This window comes from Ectobacillus ponti, assembly GCF_024294785.1.
Lineage (GTDB): Bacteria > Bacillota > Bacilli > Bacillales > Bacillaceae_G > Ectobacillus > Ectobacillus ponti.
The window spans coordinates 1-13,387 of the sequence record NZ_JANCLT010000004.1 but is presented as its reverse complement, the minus strand read 5'-3'; the positions used below and the strand labels follow the sequence as shown (position 1 = coordinate 13,387).

Below are 13,387 nucleotides of genomic sequence, written 5' to 3'. Positions count from 1 at the left end.
CGACAGCCCTGATGTATGGAGGGTTGTGTATATGGGTGATGTGTGCAAGAAAAAAAAGGGACCGAGGTCCCTTTTCTTAGCAAAGCAGCGACAATCCGCCGTCTACAATAATGGTTTGGCCGCAGATCATGCCGGCAGCCGGTGTACAGAGGAAGTAGACTGTTTCGGCCAGGTCCTCCGGCTCCACGATGCGTCCGGCCGGGTTGCGCTGGGCCGCCTCGCTCAGCAGCTCTTCCCGGTTCGGGAAATGCTTCAGCGCATCGGTATCCACCGCGCCGCCGGAAACAGCGTTGACGACGATACCCTTTGGCGCGAGTTCCACTGCCAGATAGCGGGTCAGCGCCTCCACCGCCGCTTTGGAAACACCGACAGTCACATAATTCGGCAGAACCCGGATGGAGCCGAGGCTTGACAGCGCCACAATGGCTCCGCCCTGCTCCATCAGCTTTGCCGCTTCCTGGGCGGCAAACAGGTATGCTTTGCTGTTGATGTCCATGGTCCAATCCCAGTGCGTCGGTTCGATCTCCATCAGCGGGCGCAATACGCCGGATGCAGCATTACTGACGAATACATCAAGACGGCCGAAGCGCTCCTTTACTTCCGCAAACAGCGCCTGAATTTGCTCCATCTCTTTGACGTTTGCTTTAACCAGATGGACCTCTACTCCATATTCCGCTTCAATTTCGTTTTTCGTTTGCTCAGCATCGCTCTTTTTGCGCATATAGTTCAGGACAAGCTGATAGCCTTCGCGGGCAAAGCGCTTCGCGATTGCTTTGCCGATGCCTCTTGTGCCGCCGGTAATGAGTGCCACTTTATTTGTCATGCTCAGAAAGCCTCCATTTGCTATGTATTGCCCAAATTTTACCGCCCTTTTGCAGGTTGGTCAACCTATTATGGTACATGAAATGAGATTGCCGGCTGCCGCCCATAGAAAATACCCCGGCAGCCATACTGCCGGGGCACTCCAATCAGTCCTCATGCTTGTAATGCGATTTGTTCCCTGTATGGGAGCGGTACGTTTTTCCCTTGTTGTCGTCGCCCGCCTGAAAATCAGCGCCAAGCTCCATCTGATAGTGGCCGGCCTGCGGCGACCCTTGGTTTTTGCTGCCCTTGCTGCCATTGCGGCTTGTCATCGGGAGTCCCCCCTTTTCTTGTAGGATTGCCGTTTTAGTATCCCTCGTTTCGCCGCGCCAAAACAAATTTTTTCAGCCGTGTATAAGCGGGCCTCAATATGGCGATACAGATAACAGTTGCTTTCAAGCTATTCTTGAAAAGGAAGGGTACTGTCGCCCTTCCTTCTTTTTTGTGCAGATGGATCCGTATTTGCTACAATAAAACAAAAGGAGGAATACATATGACACTGTTGGATTGGTTTGCAAAAGGAATGACGTACGAGGCCTATGTTGACAGCATGACGGTCAACAAGGAGGAGCTGCAGCACATTTATGACAGCGTGCAGCTTGTTGAGGAGGCAAACAAGGTTTTCACGAAGGCGCAGGGACAAAACTGGAAGGTGGTCGTGCTGACCGCGGACTGGTGCGGCGACGCGATGCTTTGCGTGCCGATCATGCAGCGCCTGTGCGAGCTGGCCGGCTTTGAAACGCGCTTCCTTGTGCGCGATGAGAATTTGGAGCTGATGGATCAGTATCTGACAAACGGCACCTCCCGTGCGATTCCCATTTTTATCTTCATGGATGAGGCCGGCAACGAAAAAATGGTGTGGGGCCCCCGCTCGCCGCGCGTGCAAGAGCTCATCACCGCCGAACGCGCTGCCCTGCCGCCGCAGGATGACCCGTCCTTTGCGGACCGCCAGAAGGAAATGTACGGCCGCTTCCGGAAGGTGCTGACGACGGATGCCGTGATTTGGCGCAGCGTCATGGAAAGTGTGACCGACCGCTTGCAGCAGGTATTGTAAATCAAAAAAAGCAGGAGCTCCTCCTGCTTTTTTTTGTTACAGGTAATAATACCAATACAGCCAGGACACGAGGGTGCCTGCCCAGGCAACGAAGCCGAAGCGCACGACAATCTGATTTTCGCTCCAGCCGTATTTCAGCGCATAATGGTAATGAATCGGCGACATGCGGAAGATGCGGCGCCCGGTCATTTTAAAGAAAGCCACCTGCAAAATGACGCTCAGCTGCTCCGCAAAATAGATGAAGAACAGGAGCGGCGCCAGTACCTCGACATGCTCAATCACCACCAAAAACGACAGGATGCCGCCGATGGCAAGAGAACCGGTATCGCCCATGAACGCCTTGGCCGGATAGGCATTGTAAATCAGAAACGCCAGCAGCCCGCCAATCATGGCAAAGCAAAATACTTTCACCTCAATATGATCGGAAATCAGGAAGAAGAAAAAGAAGGTCGGAATGGAGATGACCGAAAGCAGCCCATCCAGCCCATCGGTAAAGTTGATGGCGTTGGCCGAGCCGACAACAAACAAGAGGACAAGCCCGATGTATATGTAATGCGGCAGCTCCCAGGAATATGGGCCGAGCAGGCGGATTTCCGGCGACAGCATGTTCATCTGCAGCAGCAGAAACAGAACCGTGCCCGCCGCCAGAAATTGCAGCACAAGCTTCATCCGGCCCGAAGCCCCCTGCGGATCCTGAAAATACGCCTTTTTGAAATCGTCCAAAAAGCCGATTGCGCCAAACATCACAAAAATCACACCGAGAAAATATACCGTTGATGTTTTGACGAGCAAGCAGGCGATGAGCACGCTGACCAGAAAAATAAGCCCGGTCATGAGTGGTGTCCCTTTTTTCGCCTGATGATCCGGTGGCAGCTCCGCCCGGATCGGCTGGGTCAAATTATAGGCCTTCAAAAACCGGATGAGCACCGGGGTCAGCAGCGAAACGGTCGCAAAGGAAAATAACAGTGTCTGCATCGTAATACTCATGGTCTCTCCCCTTATGTACCTGAATTGAATTCCAAATATAATCAAAAATTCTTTATCTTATCAGAAACTGCCAATGCGTACATGGCCTTTTTACCAAGAAAAGCGGAGGGGACTCCCCCTCCCTATCCGTACAGCTTGTAGCCATGCTGCAGGGCAATAGCAGCCCAGGGCGCATCAAAGTCCCCGATGATGACCACGGTGCCGACTGCCACCTGCTCGAACAGCGAGCGAACATCTTCATTGTACATACGTATGCAGCCATTGGAGACATGATACCCGATGGTTGCGGAATTGCTGTTGCCATGAATGGCGTAGGTGGTGCCGTTCGTGCCGTCAATATCAAGGCCCATCCAGCGGTCGCCGAGCGGGTTGCGCGGATCGCCGCCTGGAATGTTGAACTTATAAAAGGGCCGGTTCTTTATTTTGTTCACAACCGGAAAGACGCCTGCCGGAGTCGGAGTGGCGCGCTTGCCGGTTGAAATGCGGTATACCTTGACCAATCGCCCCTCCTGAAAAAAGGCGAGCTGATTGCTCTCCCGGTTGATCAAAATCAGCTGCTGCGGCACCGGCAGCAAGTATTGCTGCAGCGTTTTTTCATCCTGCGGCAATTCTCCCTGCCGCTGCGGGAAAGCAGCAGCCGGCTGTGCCTGCCGCTCCTCCCTGTCCTCCTTATATATGTATGCGCCCAAGCCCGCTCCCATTAACAAAACGCATATGCCTGCTCCTGCCAAAACCTTCTTCACCAGCGCCCGCTCCTTTCGCTAGTTCTATTGTAGCGGTCGGGACAGGGAGCGCGCGCCACAACTTTCCGAAAAATTCCAACTCTTTTACTCTTGATTCGACAAGGACAGCTCCCTAAGCACAAGCGGAAGCTGCCCACTCAGGTCGCTGGCCAGCATGGCTTCTGCAGCATAAGCGGACGTCCAGGCATCCGCGCAGGCCCCGTGTACATAGACAGCGTTAGCGACAGCAGCCGCCGCGTCCTCATGTGTACAAAGAAATGCCAGCAGCAGACCCGTCAAGGTATCGCCCGTGCCGCCCTTGGCCAGTGCCGCGTTGCCTGTCGGATTGATATAACCGGTTCCGTCCGGCAAGGCAATGACGGTATATGCCCCTTTTAACACCAGCATGACACCCTGCTCCACGGCGTACCTCGAAGCTGCTGCCATGCGGTTTTGCTGCAGCTCTTTGACGGACAAGCCGGTCATCCGGCTGAATTCTCCCGGGTGTGGCGTCAATACAACGGGTGCATTTCGGCGCGGATAGCCGCGCTTGGCCAAGGCTCCCGCGTCGAGCACGAGCGGCATGTTGCGTACCAGCAAATGCTCCAGTGCCCGCTCCACTTGCTCCGGATCATCCAAGCCGGGTCCGATTGCCGCCGCCCGGATGCCATCGGGAAGGCTGCCTTGTGCGGCTTTGTCGAGCCCGTCCAACCAATAGGTTGCTTCCGGCAGCCTTCCTGCGGCAATCCCCGCGGCAAAACGGGTCGTGCCGATGACCAACTTGCCGATGCCGCCCCGCATCGCCCCCATGGCCGCCAGCAGCACACTGCCCGGCATATCATCAGATCCGCCCAGCAGCAGCCCTGTTCCAAATATGCCCTTGTGGACGGCAAACGGCCGTGCCGGCAGCGTCCGCTTCACATCCGCTTCGCCCCACATGCGCCATGCGCCCTGCTGCGGCAAGCCAATATCCAAAGCATGCGCTTTGCCATAATATACGGAAGACGGGAGCAGGAAGGCTGACGGCTTATATCCGTGCAGACAAAATGTCCGGTGCGCCTGGAAGGCTTCCGTTGCCTCTCCTGTATCGGCTGCCACGCCTGACGGGACGTCCACAGCGAAGCGCAGCGCCTTCTGCCCGTTGGCCCATTGCACCGCCTCCAGCACCCGGCCCCGCAGCGGCAGGCGTGCACCGATGCCAAGCATTGCATCCACAATCACCTCATAGCGGGCTTCCCGATTCCAAGCGGCTGCAGAAAAGCCGCAGGCCTCATAATACCGCAAGTGGGAAGCGGCCGCTTCTGTTTTGGGCTCTCCCAACAGCAGCACCTCCGCCTCATAGCCATTTTGCCGCAGCCAGCGGGCCAGCGCGATGCCGTCGCCGCCATTATTGCCGCTGCCGCACAAGATGCCGATCCGCTGCTGCCGTGTCAGGTGCGGCACCATCGCTTCATATAGACTCCGGCCTGCCTGTTCCATTAAAGCCTGGACTGAAAGACCGCTTTGCTCTGCTTGCTGATCCGCGCGGCGAATGTCCGCCTCTTTATAAATAAACATGACGATTCCTCCCTTTTCTTCTATTGTAATAGAAACAGGGATGTCCTTCCTCTTTTTATATGGTAAGTGAAATTACAAATCAGTAAAAGGGGGAATACCCCCTCATTCCATCGTGCTGTCATCCAGCCGCAGCATGGCAACACGTTCTTCCCTCAGCCAAAACTCCAACGTTTCCCGCCGCTCATGATCAACATAGCCCATAATAGCCATGCCCTGCTCCGTCCGATTGTAAAAGCTGCTGCCATACAGCTTGATAACCTTCTCCTTCGCATCACCGACCGCAATGCCTTTTTTCGTCGTCATGCCGCCTGGTGCATTCAGCTGAATCCGCACAATGCTGCGGCTGCCTTTTCCTGCAGCGAGCTCTGCCCCGTCGTCTGTTGCATAATACTGATACTCTTCATAGTTTCCTTTCGGCGTCGCCTCTCCAACCTCTTCACGCAAATGGTACGGGCCAATTCGCTCTCCCTTCAGTGAAGTGCCCGCTGTCCAAACAAAATGCGCCTGCCGCGGCCCGCCCAGGAGGTACAGCCCGTATCCCGCCGCAAGCAAGCATACCGCCAACAGCAGAGCTGCAAGCCGCCGGCCCGCCATTACGGCTGCCCTCCAAACTGCAGCCGCTGCAGCTTCTCATCCACATTTCTCTTCGCCAGGCTCCAGGACTGCCAGTGCTTCTCCTCCTGCAGCAGCCCATTCTTCCGTTCCACCAGTACGGTGCGCAGCTGCGGCACATCCGGCTTTTCCTTGTACACATCGATTAGGGCGCTCGTGCCGGCATACGACAAGGACCCCATATAGTACACATCGATTTTCCCTGTGCCATGAAAGCGCTCCACGTTCTGCCACGCCACGATGCCGTTCAGGTCAGCGACACTTAAGCCCGTATAGTACAGCAGGCCCGCGATGAGGTAGAAGTGGCGCAGCGGCAGCTTCTCCAGCCATACCCGCGCCAGCGTGTACGCGAGCAGCACGCCGAGCAGCAGCATGAAGGAATGAGCCAAGAGCCGCAGCAGGGTAAAGCCGTATGCCGCTTCGTACAGCGACAGGCGCTGAAAAGCGGATACAAGCATGACAGCAGTCGCCGCAACGAACAGCGTCAGGAGCAGCCGGACGAACAGCTTCAGCCCGCCCTGCATCCGGGTATAGGTCAGCACACCGGCAAGCATCGTCAAATTGATGACCATGACGACGACAAGCTCTGCAAAGCCGCGGCGGGCATACTCGGCATACGTCAAATCCTGTGGCGCCCCGCCGAAAAAGTACTGAAACTGCACGGCAGCAAACAGCAGATACACCGCGTTCATCGCCAGCAGCAGCGTGGCAATCATGATGCCGTCCCAAGTCCAGCGTACAGCTGCCGCTTCACGCTCCTGCTCCGTTTGTTCACGGGTGCGGACATGCTGCAGGAAGCCAAACAGCGCGGATGCCACGGCGAGCACCACAACCGTGCGGAACAGCCCCTCCAGCAGGCTGACCCGCAGCAGCCAGTTCGGCAATTCACCGACCAGCCGGCCAAATTGTGTGTCAGCGGAGGATAAAAGCAGCGTGACCACGAGCAGAAACGGCAGCGCCAAAAGCAGTCCCAAGCCCACTTTCACAAGCGGCCGGTACGCGCCGCTCCCCGCCTTCTCCAGCCACTGCAGGCGCACCGCCTTGAGACAGCGGCTATTGTAAAGCAGTCCGCCAAACAGGCGCGACAGCACCCGGATGAGAAAAACCGGACGGTACCAGGCCATGCGCCCTTTTGCCGTAATCAGTACGATATGAATAACAAACAGCGCCGGAATGACGAGCAGGTTCAGCACCTGCAGCATGCCCTCCCCGTATATGGCATTGCTGGCCGCCAGCACCCAAACGCATGTCAGCAGCAAATAGCCGATCCGCCGATTTGCAAAGGCATAACGGCGGAAGCGCCAGAAAAACACCCAATACAGGGCGGCAACAAATACTATGAAGGACACGGCCGGCATGGCATGAAAAAAAGCGAGTTCAGCCACCCCCCCAAGCAACAGACACAGCAGCAAAAAGATCCAGTCTTCCCGTTTCATCGTTTCCTCCTATATATCGTTTTTCTACTTACATAGAAATTCTATGTATATACCCAAAAAAATTTATATCGATTGCTTCTTCCCCCAGCGGTAGCCCAGACAGCACACCGGATAGAGCAGAACAGTGGCAATGATACAAAATACAATAAAGGTTGTGGACAGCAAAGGCTGAAACCACGCATGCGGCACCACATGGAACACAACCAGCAGCATCAGCGTCAGGTTCGGCACCAGGGCGATGAAGAAGGTTTTCTGCATCAGCCTCCGCCCGCCGGCGCCAAAGCTTTTCCCGATTTCATAGCCAAGCAGCCCCCAAAACGCGGTATACATGCCCATAATCAGCACCGGAACGCTCGTGAGCATATCCCACAGCACCCGCACCCACGCGAACCCGTGGAACACATGGATGAAGGTCAGCAAACCGCCGCCCAGAAAAAAACATAGATTCAGCAGCAGGAAATGGAGCATCGTCCTGTTTTGTGTGACCGCCAGCTCCTCGCGCCACATCGCTGCCACCTCCTGCGGCGAACCGATACGCCGATGGATCAGCTCCAGCCACTCCTCCACGGAATGCTGCTGTGCCTCCTCCTGCAGCAGTTCGGATACGTGCAGGTCGTAGTCAAACAAAATGCTGTCGCGCTCCGCGTGCCTGCGGAGCTCTTTTCCCAGCTGCTTCAAATATCTCTCTTTTGCCTCAAGACGGGTCATGCTCCGGCCTCCGCATCACTTGATTCATTACACGCACAAACTGGTCCCACTCCTGCGTCTTCTCCCGCAGCATCTCCCGCCCGGCTTCGGTCATGCGGTAATACTTGCGGGCCGGGCCCTTCTCCTGCTCCTGCCAGTAGCATTCGATGTACGTTTGCTTCTCCAGCTTGTGCAGCGCCGGATACAGGGTGCCCTCCTTCAGCTGCAGATGCTGGTCGCTGCGGCGCTCCAGCTCCTTCACCAGCTCATAGCCGTACATGTCGCGCTCCTGCAGCAGCTGCAGGACGACAAGCGACGTGCTTCCTTTTACAAGCTCACGATTAAACATGTTCTTCACCTACCTAGAATACAGAGGTATATAGAACATCATAGCATTTTTCCCAATTCTCAGGCAAGACCCTCCTTCACAAATTTTTGGCAACCCATACCCAGGCCTGGCCGTTGCCATCATGGCCCTTATGTATCCACTGTTATCTCCAAAGGCCCGATGTTGCACACTGACAAGGTGAAATGTATGCTTCCTCTAGCTCTATCATACCGCGCTGCCACAAAGCCTGTATCCTGAAAAACAGCCGGGCAATCTGCTTCCCTTATATGCCCCGTTTTCTGCTAAACTCGTATTATATGCCTGCAAAATGACAATTTGGTGCGGGTTGTATATGAGCCGGATCAGCCGGCAGTGGCTAAGCTGGGGCAACGCCGGAACGGCATGGAATCCAACCTGTTCACCTCCGCCCGGAACTCGCCGCCTGGGGGCAGCTGCATATGCGGCAAGGCTGTCTGCACGGCAGACAGCTTGTTCCGCCGGAGGTCATCCGGATGGCTGTGACGGACCAAAGCCCGAGCTATGAAAATCCGGACTTGCCCCGGAACGGCTTATTCTGGTATGTACAAGGGGCGCCGGCCGCTTTCAGCGAGCTGGGGGAACGGGTGCCGGCCGGCTCCTATCAAATTCTCGGCGTGACCGGACCCACCTTGCTTGTGATGCCGGCCTATGATGCCGTTGTGGTGAAAATGTACAACAAGTACTACAACTACGGCGGGAGGGACTACCTGCAGTATTTGCGGGAATTCAGCAATTTGGCGGCAGATGCCCTATCTGGACAGCAATAAAGCCGCCCCAAGGGGACGGCCTATCCATAGCAGATAAAATTGCGGATTTGCTGGTAGCGGTAGCTGACCCGCTGCCGGCGGCCGTTTCGCCACGTGTAGCCAGCCACGCCGTTTTTGCGGATTTCCGTCGCATAGAACCAGAAATCCCGGCCAAACGGACCCGGCGCGTTCAGGCCGATCACGCCCCAATTGCCAAGGCAGCGGCACATCTGATTCCGCAGCTGGTCGCCTTGCACCGGCGCACCGAATGTGGCCGGCATCGCCGGCATTTGCGCAGGCGGCGGGCCTGCAGGGGCATCCTCGGCGTCATCCGGCCGGTATACCTCTTCCTCTGCTCCTCTCATTTCATAGCCGGGATACGGATAATAATAATTCACGCCATACGGCGGCTGATGATACATATGAAAGCCTCCCTTTTCGCTGTACCTACAGCATGTGTATGCCGAGGAGGCTTGCTCCGCAACAAAAAAAAAGGCGGCCTGATGAGCCGCCCTGTTGCTTAACGCATAACAAAGAAATAAAATACAGCCGCGATGATGAAGCGGTAGATGGCGAACGGCGTCAGGCTGACGCGCGCCAGCAGCTTCAGGAATGACACAATCGCCAGCATGGCCACAACAAACGCAGTGATGAAGCCTGTCGCAAACAGCGGAAGATCCGCCGCTGACAGCAAGTGCCAGCTCTTCACCAAATCAAGGCCAGTCGCCGCAACCATCATGGGCACAGCCAAAATGAAGGTGTAGGATGCCGCCGCTGTATGGGACACGCCCACCAGCAGACCGCCGCTGATCGTGGAGCCGGAACGGGAGAAGCCCGGCCACAGCGCCAGACACTGGAACAAGCCGATCGCAAACGCCTGCTTGTACGTAATTTCGTCAAGCGTGTTTGCCGTTGGCCGCTTGGAGAAGCGCTCCGCCACAATCAGCAGAATGCCGCCCGCCACAAGGCTGATGACAACCGGGCCCGGCCCGAACAGCACGCCTTTAATCGTGTCATGGAACACCACACCCAGCACGCCGGCTGGAATCATACCCAAAATAATGTGGAGCAAATTCAAGGACGGGCCATTCTTTTTGCGGCCAATCCCGACAAGCGACCAAAGCCGCTTCCAAAAGACAACCACGACTGCCATAATGGAGCCGAGCTGCACAACGATTTCAAACGTCTTGGCTCTTTCGTCTTCAAAGCCAAGCAGGTGTCCTGTCAAAATCATATGGCCGGTGGAGGAGACAGGCAAAAACTCTGTCAAGCCTTCCACGGCCCCCATAATGAGACCAATTAACCAATCTGCCAAAGCAAGGTACCTCCTTATATCCATTCCTGATGCACATACTTTCCATCATACCGTATTTGCTTGATGTTCGCATAGCCTTTTCGTCAGCCTTCCACGCTTTTTGCATGGAAGTGTCAGATTTACCCGATTCCCTTTTTTGGGCTGCAGCGCTGAAAATGTGCTATAATGTGAAGGATTTTGCAAAAGAAAGGACGGCACTATGAACGAAACAAGTACGCTTTGGCAAAAAACAAAGCATTTTTTCCATCTGTTTATCCCTGTCTTCATTACGCAAATTTCCCTGTTTGCCATGAGCTTTTTTGATACAACCATGTCCGGCCATGCCAGCTCGGCCGATCTCGCCGGCGTAGCCATCGGCTCCAGCCTGTGGATCCCCATCAGCACCGGCCTGACCGGCATCCTCTTGTCGGTCACTCCGATTGTGTCCCAGCTGAACGGGGCGCAAAAGCATAAGGAAGTGGCGCCGTTTGTCATGCAGGCGCTCTATTTGTCGGTTGCTGTCGCAGCCGTGGTCATTTTGACGGTGTTGTTCGCGGTTCCCTTTGTTCTCGATAACATGAGGCTGGAGCCAAAGGTCCATGACATTGCCCATCGCTTTTTGATGATGCTGTGCTTTGGCTTCGTGCCGATGTTTGCCTATAACGTCATGCGCTGCTTTATCGATGCGCTCGGAAAAACAAGGGTGACCATGCTGATTACCCTGCTCTCTCTTCCCGTGAACATTTCGTTGAACTATTTGCTCATCTTCGGCAAGTTCGGCATGCCCCGCCTCGGCGGCGTCGGTGCCGGCATTGCTTCCGCGGTGACGTACTGGTTCATCTTCCTGGTCGCGGTCTACATTGTGCACACCCGGCAGCCGTTTTCATCGTACCGGATTTTCGAGCGTCTGTACGCGGTGTCCCTCCCTGTCTGGAAAGACCTGCTGCGGCTTGGCGTGCCGATCGGCTTTGCCATCTTCTTTGAAACAAGTATTTTTTCAGCAGTCACGCTGCTGATGAGCCGCTTTGATACAGTAACCATCGCGGCCCATCAGACGGCGCTGAACTTTGCCTCCATGCTGTATATGACACCGCTCAGCCTGTCCACCGCCATGACGATTGCGGTCGGCTTTGAAGTCGGTGCCGGCCGGTACCGCGACGCGAAGCATTACAGCTGGCTCGGGATCGGCATTGCCCTTGCCTTTGCGGCTGTCTACTCCGTCGTCATCTTCGTATTTGATGAAGCCGTTGTCTCCATCTATACGACAGACCCGGCTGTCCAGACACTGGCTCGGCAGTTCCTGGTTTTCGCGATTCTATTCCAGGCATCCGATGCCATTGCGACACCGGTGCAGGGGGCCCTGCGCGGCTACAAGGATGTCAATGCGGCGCTCATCATGACACTTATCGCTTACTGGCTGCTCGGCCTGCCGGTCGGCCATGTGCTGGCAACGTACACGGACTGGGCCGCCAAAGGCTACTGGATTGGCCTGATTTCCGGTCTTGCCTTCGGCGCACTGTTCCTGCTGCTCCGCCTGATCCATGTGCAGCGCATGCAGCAACGAAAGCCTCTCAGCTCCTGAGAGGTTTTTTTCTGCCCTGTTTGGGCACAGTAACGAAAAAAAGAGTGTGGTGATGGAATGCATACCGTTTGGAAGGGAAATTTAACATTCGGCCTCGTCAGCATCGGCATTAAGCTGCATAGCGCCGTCGAAGAAAAAGATGTCAAGCTGATCAGCATTCATAAGGACTGCCTTGTTCCCATCCGCCATGAAAAAATCGCGCCGGGCTGCGACGATGATGCCATTGAGCCGGAGGATATCGTGAAGGCCTATGAGTATGGGCCACATCAGTACGTCATTCTAAACAATAACGAGCTGGATGCCTTGAAAAAGGAATATGAGGTGAAGGCCGTCGACATCATGTCCTTCGTCCAGCTGGAGGAAATTGATCCAGTTTACTTTGACCGCTCGTATTTCATTTCGCCGACACCAGGCTCGGAGAAAGCCTATCTGCTGCTGCGGCAGGCACTGGAGCGCACCGGTAAAATCGGGCTGGTGAAGATTTCGCTGCGCAGCCGCCAGCATCTGGCGATCATCCGTGTGCTGGACGACTGCCTGATTCTGGAGACCATCCACTATCCGGATGAAGTCCGCACTGTGGACCAAGTGCCAAATCTGCCTGACGCGGACCAGTTCACGATCCAGACGAAGGAGCTTGTGGCAGCCATTACCCTTGTCAACCAGCTCACCGTCCGCTTTGATCCGGAAGCCTATCAGGACGAATACCGCTCTGCCCTGCTTGACCTCATTGAATTGAAAATCGAGCAGGAGGATATCGTCAAGCCTGTCATCAATCCAAACCGGGACCTCGGCAGCATCATGGAGGCGCTAAGCGCCAGCATTGAACAAACAAAGCCCGCGCCGAAGAAGCCGGCCCGGACAAAAAAGGCAAGCTTGTGAGCTTGCCTTCCTCTTTACTGCACATCAGAAGCATCATCATAATCATAGCGGAAGCCGTCCTGCTGATGGTCTCCGCCCGGCTGCGCGGCTCCGGATGTTGTCCCGAGCTTTTGCAGCACACTTTCATACCGGTAGATTTCCTGATAGTCAGCGCTGTTCATGGCCGCTGCCTTCAAGGCCTGCTCAATAATCGCTTGATCGTCCTTGTCGAGCTTCATATCGCCACACTCCTTGTCCTGTTCTACCTGTACCTTTTGTGTTTTGCCGCATTTCTATACGAAGGGAAAAATCACTGCAGATTTTTTTCTGTTTTCTCTTGACGAATGGCTTGCCCATGAGTAAAATAAGAACATAACCACAGCGCGGGGGTGTAGCTCAGCTGGGAGAGCGCTTGCATGGCATGCAAGAGGTCGTGAGTTCGAGCCTCATCATCTCCATCCGCAAAAGGACAAGATCTGTAGATCTTGTCCTTTTTTGTTGCGCCAAATGAGCACTGAGGGCAAGCAAAAAAAAGACACCCAATGAGCATTGCCATCAACTTTAGTGAAGCGCCCTCGCTGCCTTTGGCAGCGAGGGCGCTTTTTTTAGGTGTTTTGAATAGAA

Annotated in this window: 15 protein-coding genes, 1 tRNA gene and 1 pseudogene; 5 read left to right on the top strand and 12 right to left on the bottom strand. The window is 55.3% G+C overall.

Features of this window, described 5'->3' with window-relative positions; genetic code table 11:
• Positions 1–76: 76 nt before the first annotated feature.
• Both fabL and NK662_RS08785 read right to left on the bottom strand, forming a co-directional pair.
• Positions 77–823 carry an enoyl-[acyl-carrier-protein] reductase FabL gene (fabL, locus tag NK662_RS08790; protein ID WP_254758555.1) on the bottom strand — a complete coding sequence of 249 codons (747 nt, stop codon included), beginning with the start codon at positions 821–823 and terminating at the stop codon, positions 77–79.
• 145 nt (positions 824–968) lie between these two features.
• The gene (locus NK662_RS08785) at positions 969–1,133 is read right to left on the bottom strand and encodes an imidazoleglycerol-phosphate dehydratase (RefSeq protein WP_254758554.1); all 165 of its coding nucleotides are present in this window, start codon (positions 1,131–1,133) and stop codon (positions 969–971) included.
• A gap of 221 nt (positions 1,134–1,354) precedes the next feature.
• Between NK662_RS08785 and NK662_RS08780 the strand changes: the two genes are divergently transcribed.
• On the top strand, positions 1,355–1,915 hold the full coding sequence (locus NK662_RS08780) for a thioredoxin family protein (RefSeq protein ID WP_254758553.1): 561 nt from the start codon (positions 1,355–1,357) through the stop codon (positions 1,913–1,915).
• Between the two features lie 36 nt (positions 1,916–1,951).
• Here the strand turns inward: NK662_RS08780 and mraY are convergent, their stop codons facing one another.
• The 7 genes from mraY to NK662_RS08745 form a co-directional block, all read right to left on the bottom strand.
• Entirely contained in the window at positions 1,952–2,902 is a 951-nt protein-coding gene (gene mraY, locus NK662_RS08775) for a phospho-N-acetylmuramoyl-pentapeptide-transferase (protein ID WP_254758552.1), read from the bottom strand.
• Between the two features lie 122 nt (positions 2,903–3,024).
• Complete coding sequence (locus NK662_RS23570; protein ID WP_368736062.1) at positions 3,025–3,645, bottom strand: L,D-transpeptidase; 621 nt, start codon at positions 3,643–3,645, stop codon at positions 3,025–3,027.
• Between the two features lie 84 nt (positions 3,646–3,729).
• The gene (locus NK662_RS08765; RefSeq protein WP_254758551.1) at positions 3,730–5,181 is read right to left on the bottom strand and encodes an NAD(P)H-hydrate dehydratase; all 1,452 of its coding nucleotides are present in this window, start codon (positions 5,179–5,181) and stop codon (positions 3,730–3,732) included.
• A 102-nt stretch (positions 5,182–5,283) separates the two neighbouring features.
• Complete coding sequence (locus NK662_RS08760; protein ID WP_254758550.1) at positions 5,284–5,775, bottom strand: hypothetical protein; 492 nt, start codon at positions 5,773–5,775, stop codon at positions 5,284–5,286.
• The gene (locus NK662_RS08755; RefSeq protein WP_254758549.1) at positions 5,775–7,229 is read right to left on the bottom strand and encodes a DUF4153 domain-containing protein; all 1,455 of its coding nucleotides are present in this window, start codon (positions 7,227–7,229) and stop codon (positions 5,775–5,777) included. The genes NK662_RS08760 and NK662_RS08755 overlap by 1 nt, the downstream gene beginning before the upstream one ends.
• Before the next feature lie 63 nt (positions 7,230–7,292).
• Positions 7,293–7,937: an HAAS signaling domain-containing protein gene (locus NK662_RS08750; protein WP_254758548.1), complete on the bottom strand. Its 645-nt coding sequence runs from the start codon at positions 7,935–7,937 to the stop codon at positions 7,293–7,295.
• Positions 7,924–8,265, bottom strand: coding sequence for a PadR family transcriptional regulator (locus NK662_RS08745; RefSeq protein ID WP_254758547.1), 342 nt, complete (start codon positions 8,263–8,265; stop codon positions 7,924–7,926). Before NK662_RS08745 ends, NK662_RS08750 begins: the two co-directional genes overlap by 14 nt.
• A gap of 303 nt (positions 8,266–8,568) precedes the next feature.
• Here NK662_RS08745 and NK662_RS08740 point away from each other — a divergent pair.
• Positions 8,569–9,050: pseudogene (locus tag NK662_RS08740) on the top strand (penicillin-binding protein); the annotation flags it as partial.
• A gap of 20 nt (positions 9,051–9,070) precedes the next feature.
• On the opposite strand, the gene NK662_RS08735 reads toward NK662_RS08740, so the two are convergent.
• Both NK662_RS08735 and bacA read right to left on the bottom strand, forming a co-directional pair.
• Entirely contained in the window at positions 9,071–9,451 is a 381-nt protein-coding gene (locus NK662_RS08735) for a hypothetical protein (protein ID WP_306470825.1), read from the bottom strand.
• Between the two features lie 98 nt (positions 9,452–9,549).
• Entirely contained in the window at positions 9,550–10,344 is a 795-nt protein-coding gene (bacA, locus tag NK662_RS08730; protein ID WP_254758546.1) for an undecaprenyl-diphosphate phosphatase, read from the bottom strand.
• 199 nt (positions 10,345–10,543) lie between these two features.
• On the opposite strand from bacA, the gene NK662_RS08725 reads away from it, so the two are divergent.
• Together NK662_RS08725 and ku are read left to right on the top strand one after the other, a co-directional pair.
• A complete protein-coding gene (locus NK662_RS08725) occupies positions 10,544–11,905 on the top strand; it encodes an MATE family efflux transporter (RefSeq protein ID WP_254758545.1) in 1,362 nt (453 codons plus the stop codon).
• 57 nt (positions 11,906–11,962) lie between these two features.
• A complete protein-coding gene (ku, locus tag NK662_RS08720) occupies positions 11,963–12,784 on the top strand; it encodes a non-homologous end joining protein Ku (RefSeq protein ID WP_254758544.1) in 822 nt (273 codons plus the stop codon).
• A 14-nt stretch (positions 12,785–12,798) separates the two neighbouring features.
• Here the strand turns inward: ku and NK662_RS08715 are convergent, their stop codons facing one another.
• Entirely contained in the window at positions 12,799–13,002 is a 204-nt protein-coding gene (locus NK662_RS08715) for a hypothetical protein (RefSeq protein ID WP_254758543.1), read from the bottom strand.
• 146 nt (positions 13,003–13,148) lie between these two features.
• Between NK662_RS08715 and NK662_RS08710 the strand changes: the two genes are divergently transcribed.
• Positions 13,149–13,221, top strand: a tRNA-Ala gene (locus tag NK662_RS08710).
• The last annotated feature ends 166 nt before the right edge of the window (positions 13,222–13,387 follow it).

What these genes read in the sequence shown, in the direction of transcription:
- NK662_RS08750 (WP_254758548.1), bottom strand. Translation starts at nt 7,937, where the DNA reads ATGACCCGTCTTGAGGCAAAAGAGAGATATTTGAAGCAGCTGGGAAAA.
- NK662_RS08725 (WP_254758545.1), top strand. Translation starts at nt 10,544, where the DNA reads ATGAACGAAACAAGTACGCTTTGGCAAAAAACAAAGCATTTTTTCCAT.
- fabL (WP_254758555.1), bottom strand. Translation starts at nt 823, where the DNA reads ATGACAAATAAAGTGGCACTCATTACCGGCGGCACAAGAGGCATCGGC.
- ku (WP_254758544.1), top strand. Translation starts at nt 11,963, where the DNA reads ATGCATACCGTTTGGAAGGGAAATTTAACATTCGGCCTCGTCAGCATC.
- mraY (WP_254758552.1), bottom strand. Translation starts at nt 2,902, where the DNA reads ATGAGTATTACGATGCAGACACTGTTATTTTCCTTTGCGACCGTTTCG.
- NK662_RS08780 (WP_254758553.1), top strand. Translation starts at nt 1,355, where the DNA reads ATGACACTGTTGGATTGGTTTGCAAAAGGAATGACGTACGAGGCCTAT.
- NK662_RS08735 (WP_306470825.1), bottom strand. Translation starts at nt 9,451, where the DNA reads ATGTATCATCAGCCGCCGTATGGCGTGAATTATTATTATCCGTATCCC.
- NK662_RS08785 (WP_254758554.1), bottom strand. Translation starts at nt 1,133, where the DNA reads ATGACAAGCCGCAATGGCAGCAAGGGCAGCAAAAACCAAGGGTCGCCG.
- NK662_RS08715 (WP_254758543.1), bottom strand. Translation starts at nt 13,002, where the DNA reads ATGAAGCTCGACAAGGACGATCAAGCGATTATTGAGCAGGCCTTGAAG.
- NK662_RS08765 (WP_254758551.1), bottom strand. Translation starts at nt 5,181, where the DNA reads ATGTTTATTTATAAAGAGGCGGACATTCGCCGCGCGGATCAGCAAGCA.
- NK662_RS08745 (WP_254758547.1), bottom strand. Translation starts at nt 8,265, where the DNA reads ATGTTTAATCGTGAGCTTGTAAAAGGAAGCACGTCGCTTGTCGTCCTG.
- NK662_RS08760 (WP_254758550.1), bottom strand. Translation starts at nt 5,775, where the DNA reads ATGGCGGGCCGGCGGCTTGCAGCTCTGCTGTTGGCGGTATGCTTGCTT.
- NK662_RS08755 (WP_254758549.1), bottom strand. Translation starts at nt 7,229, where the DNA reads ATGAAACGGGAAGACTGGATCTTTTTGCTGCTGTGTCTGTTGCTTGGG.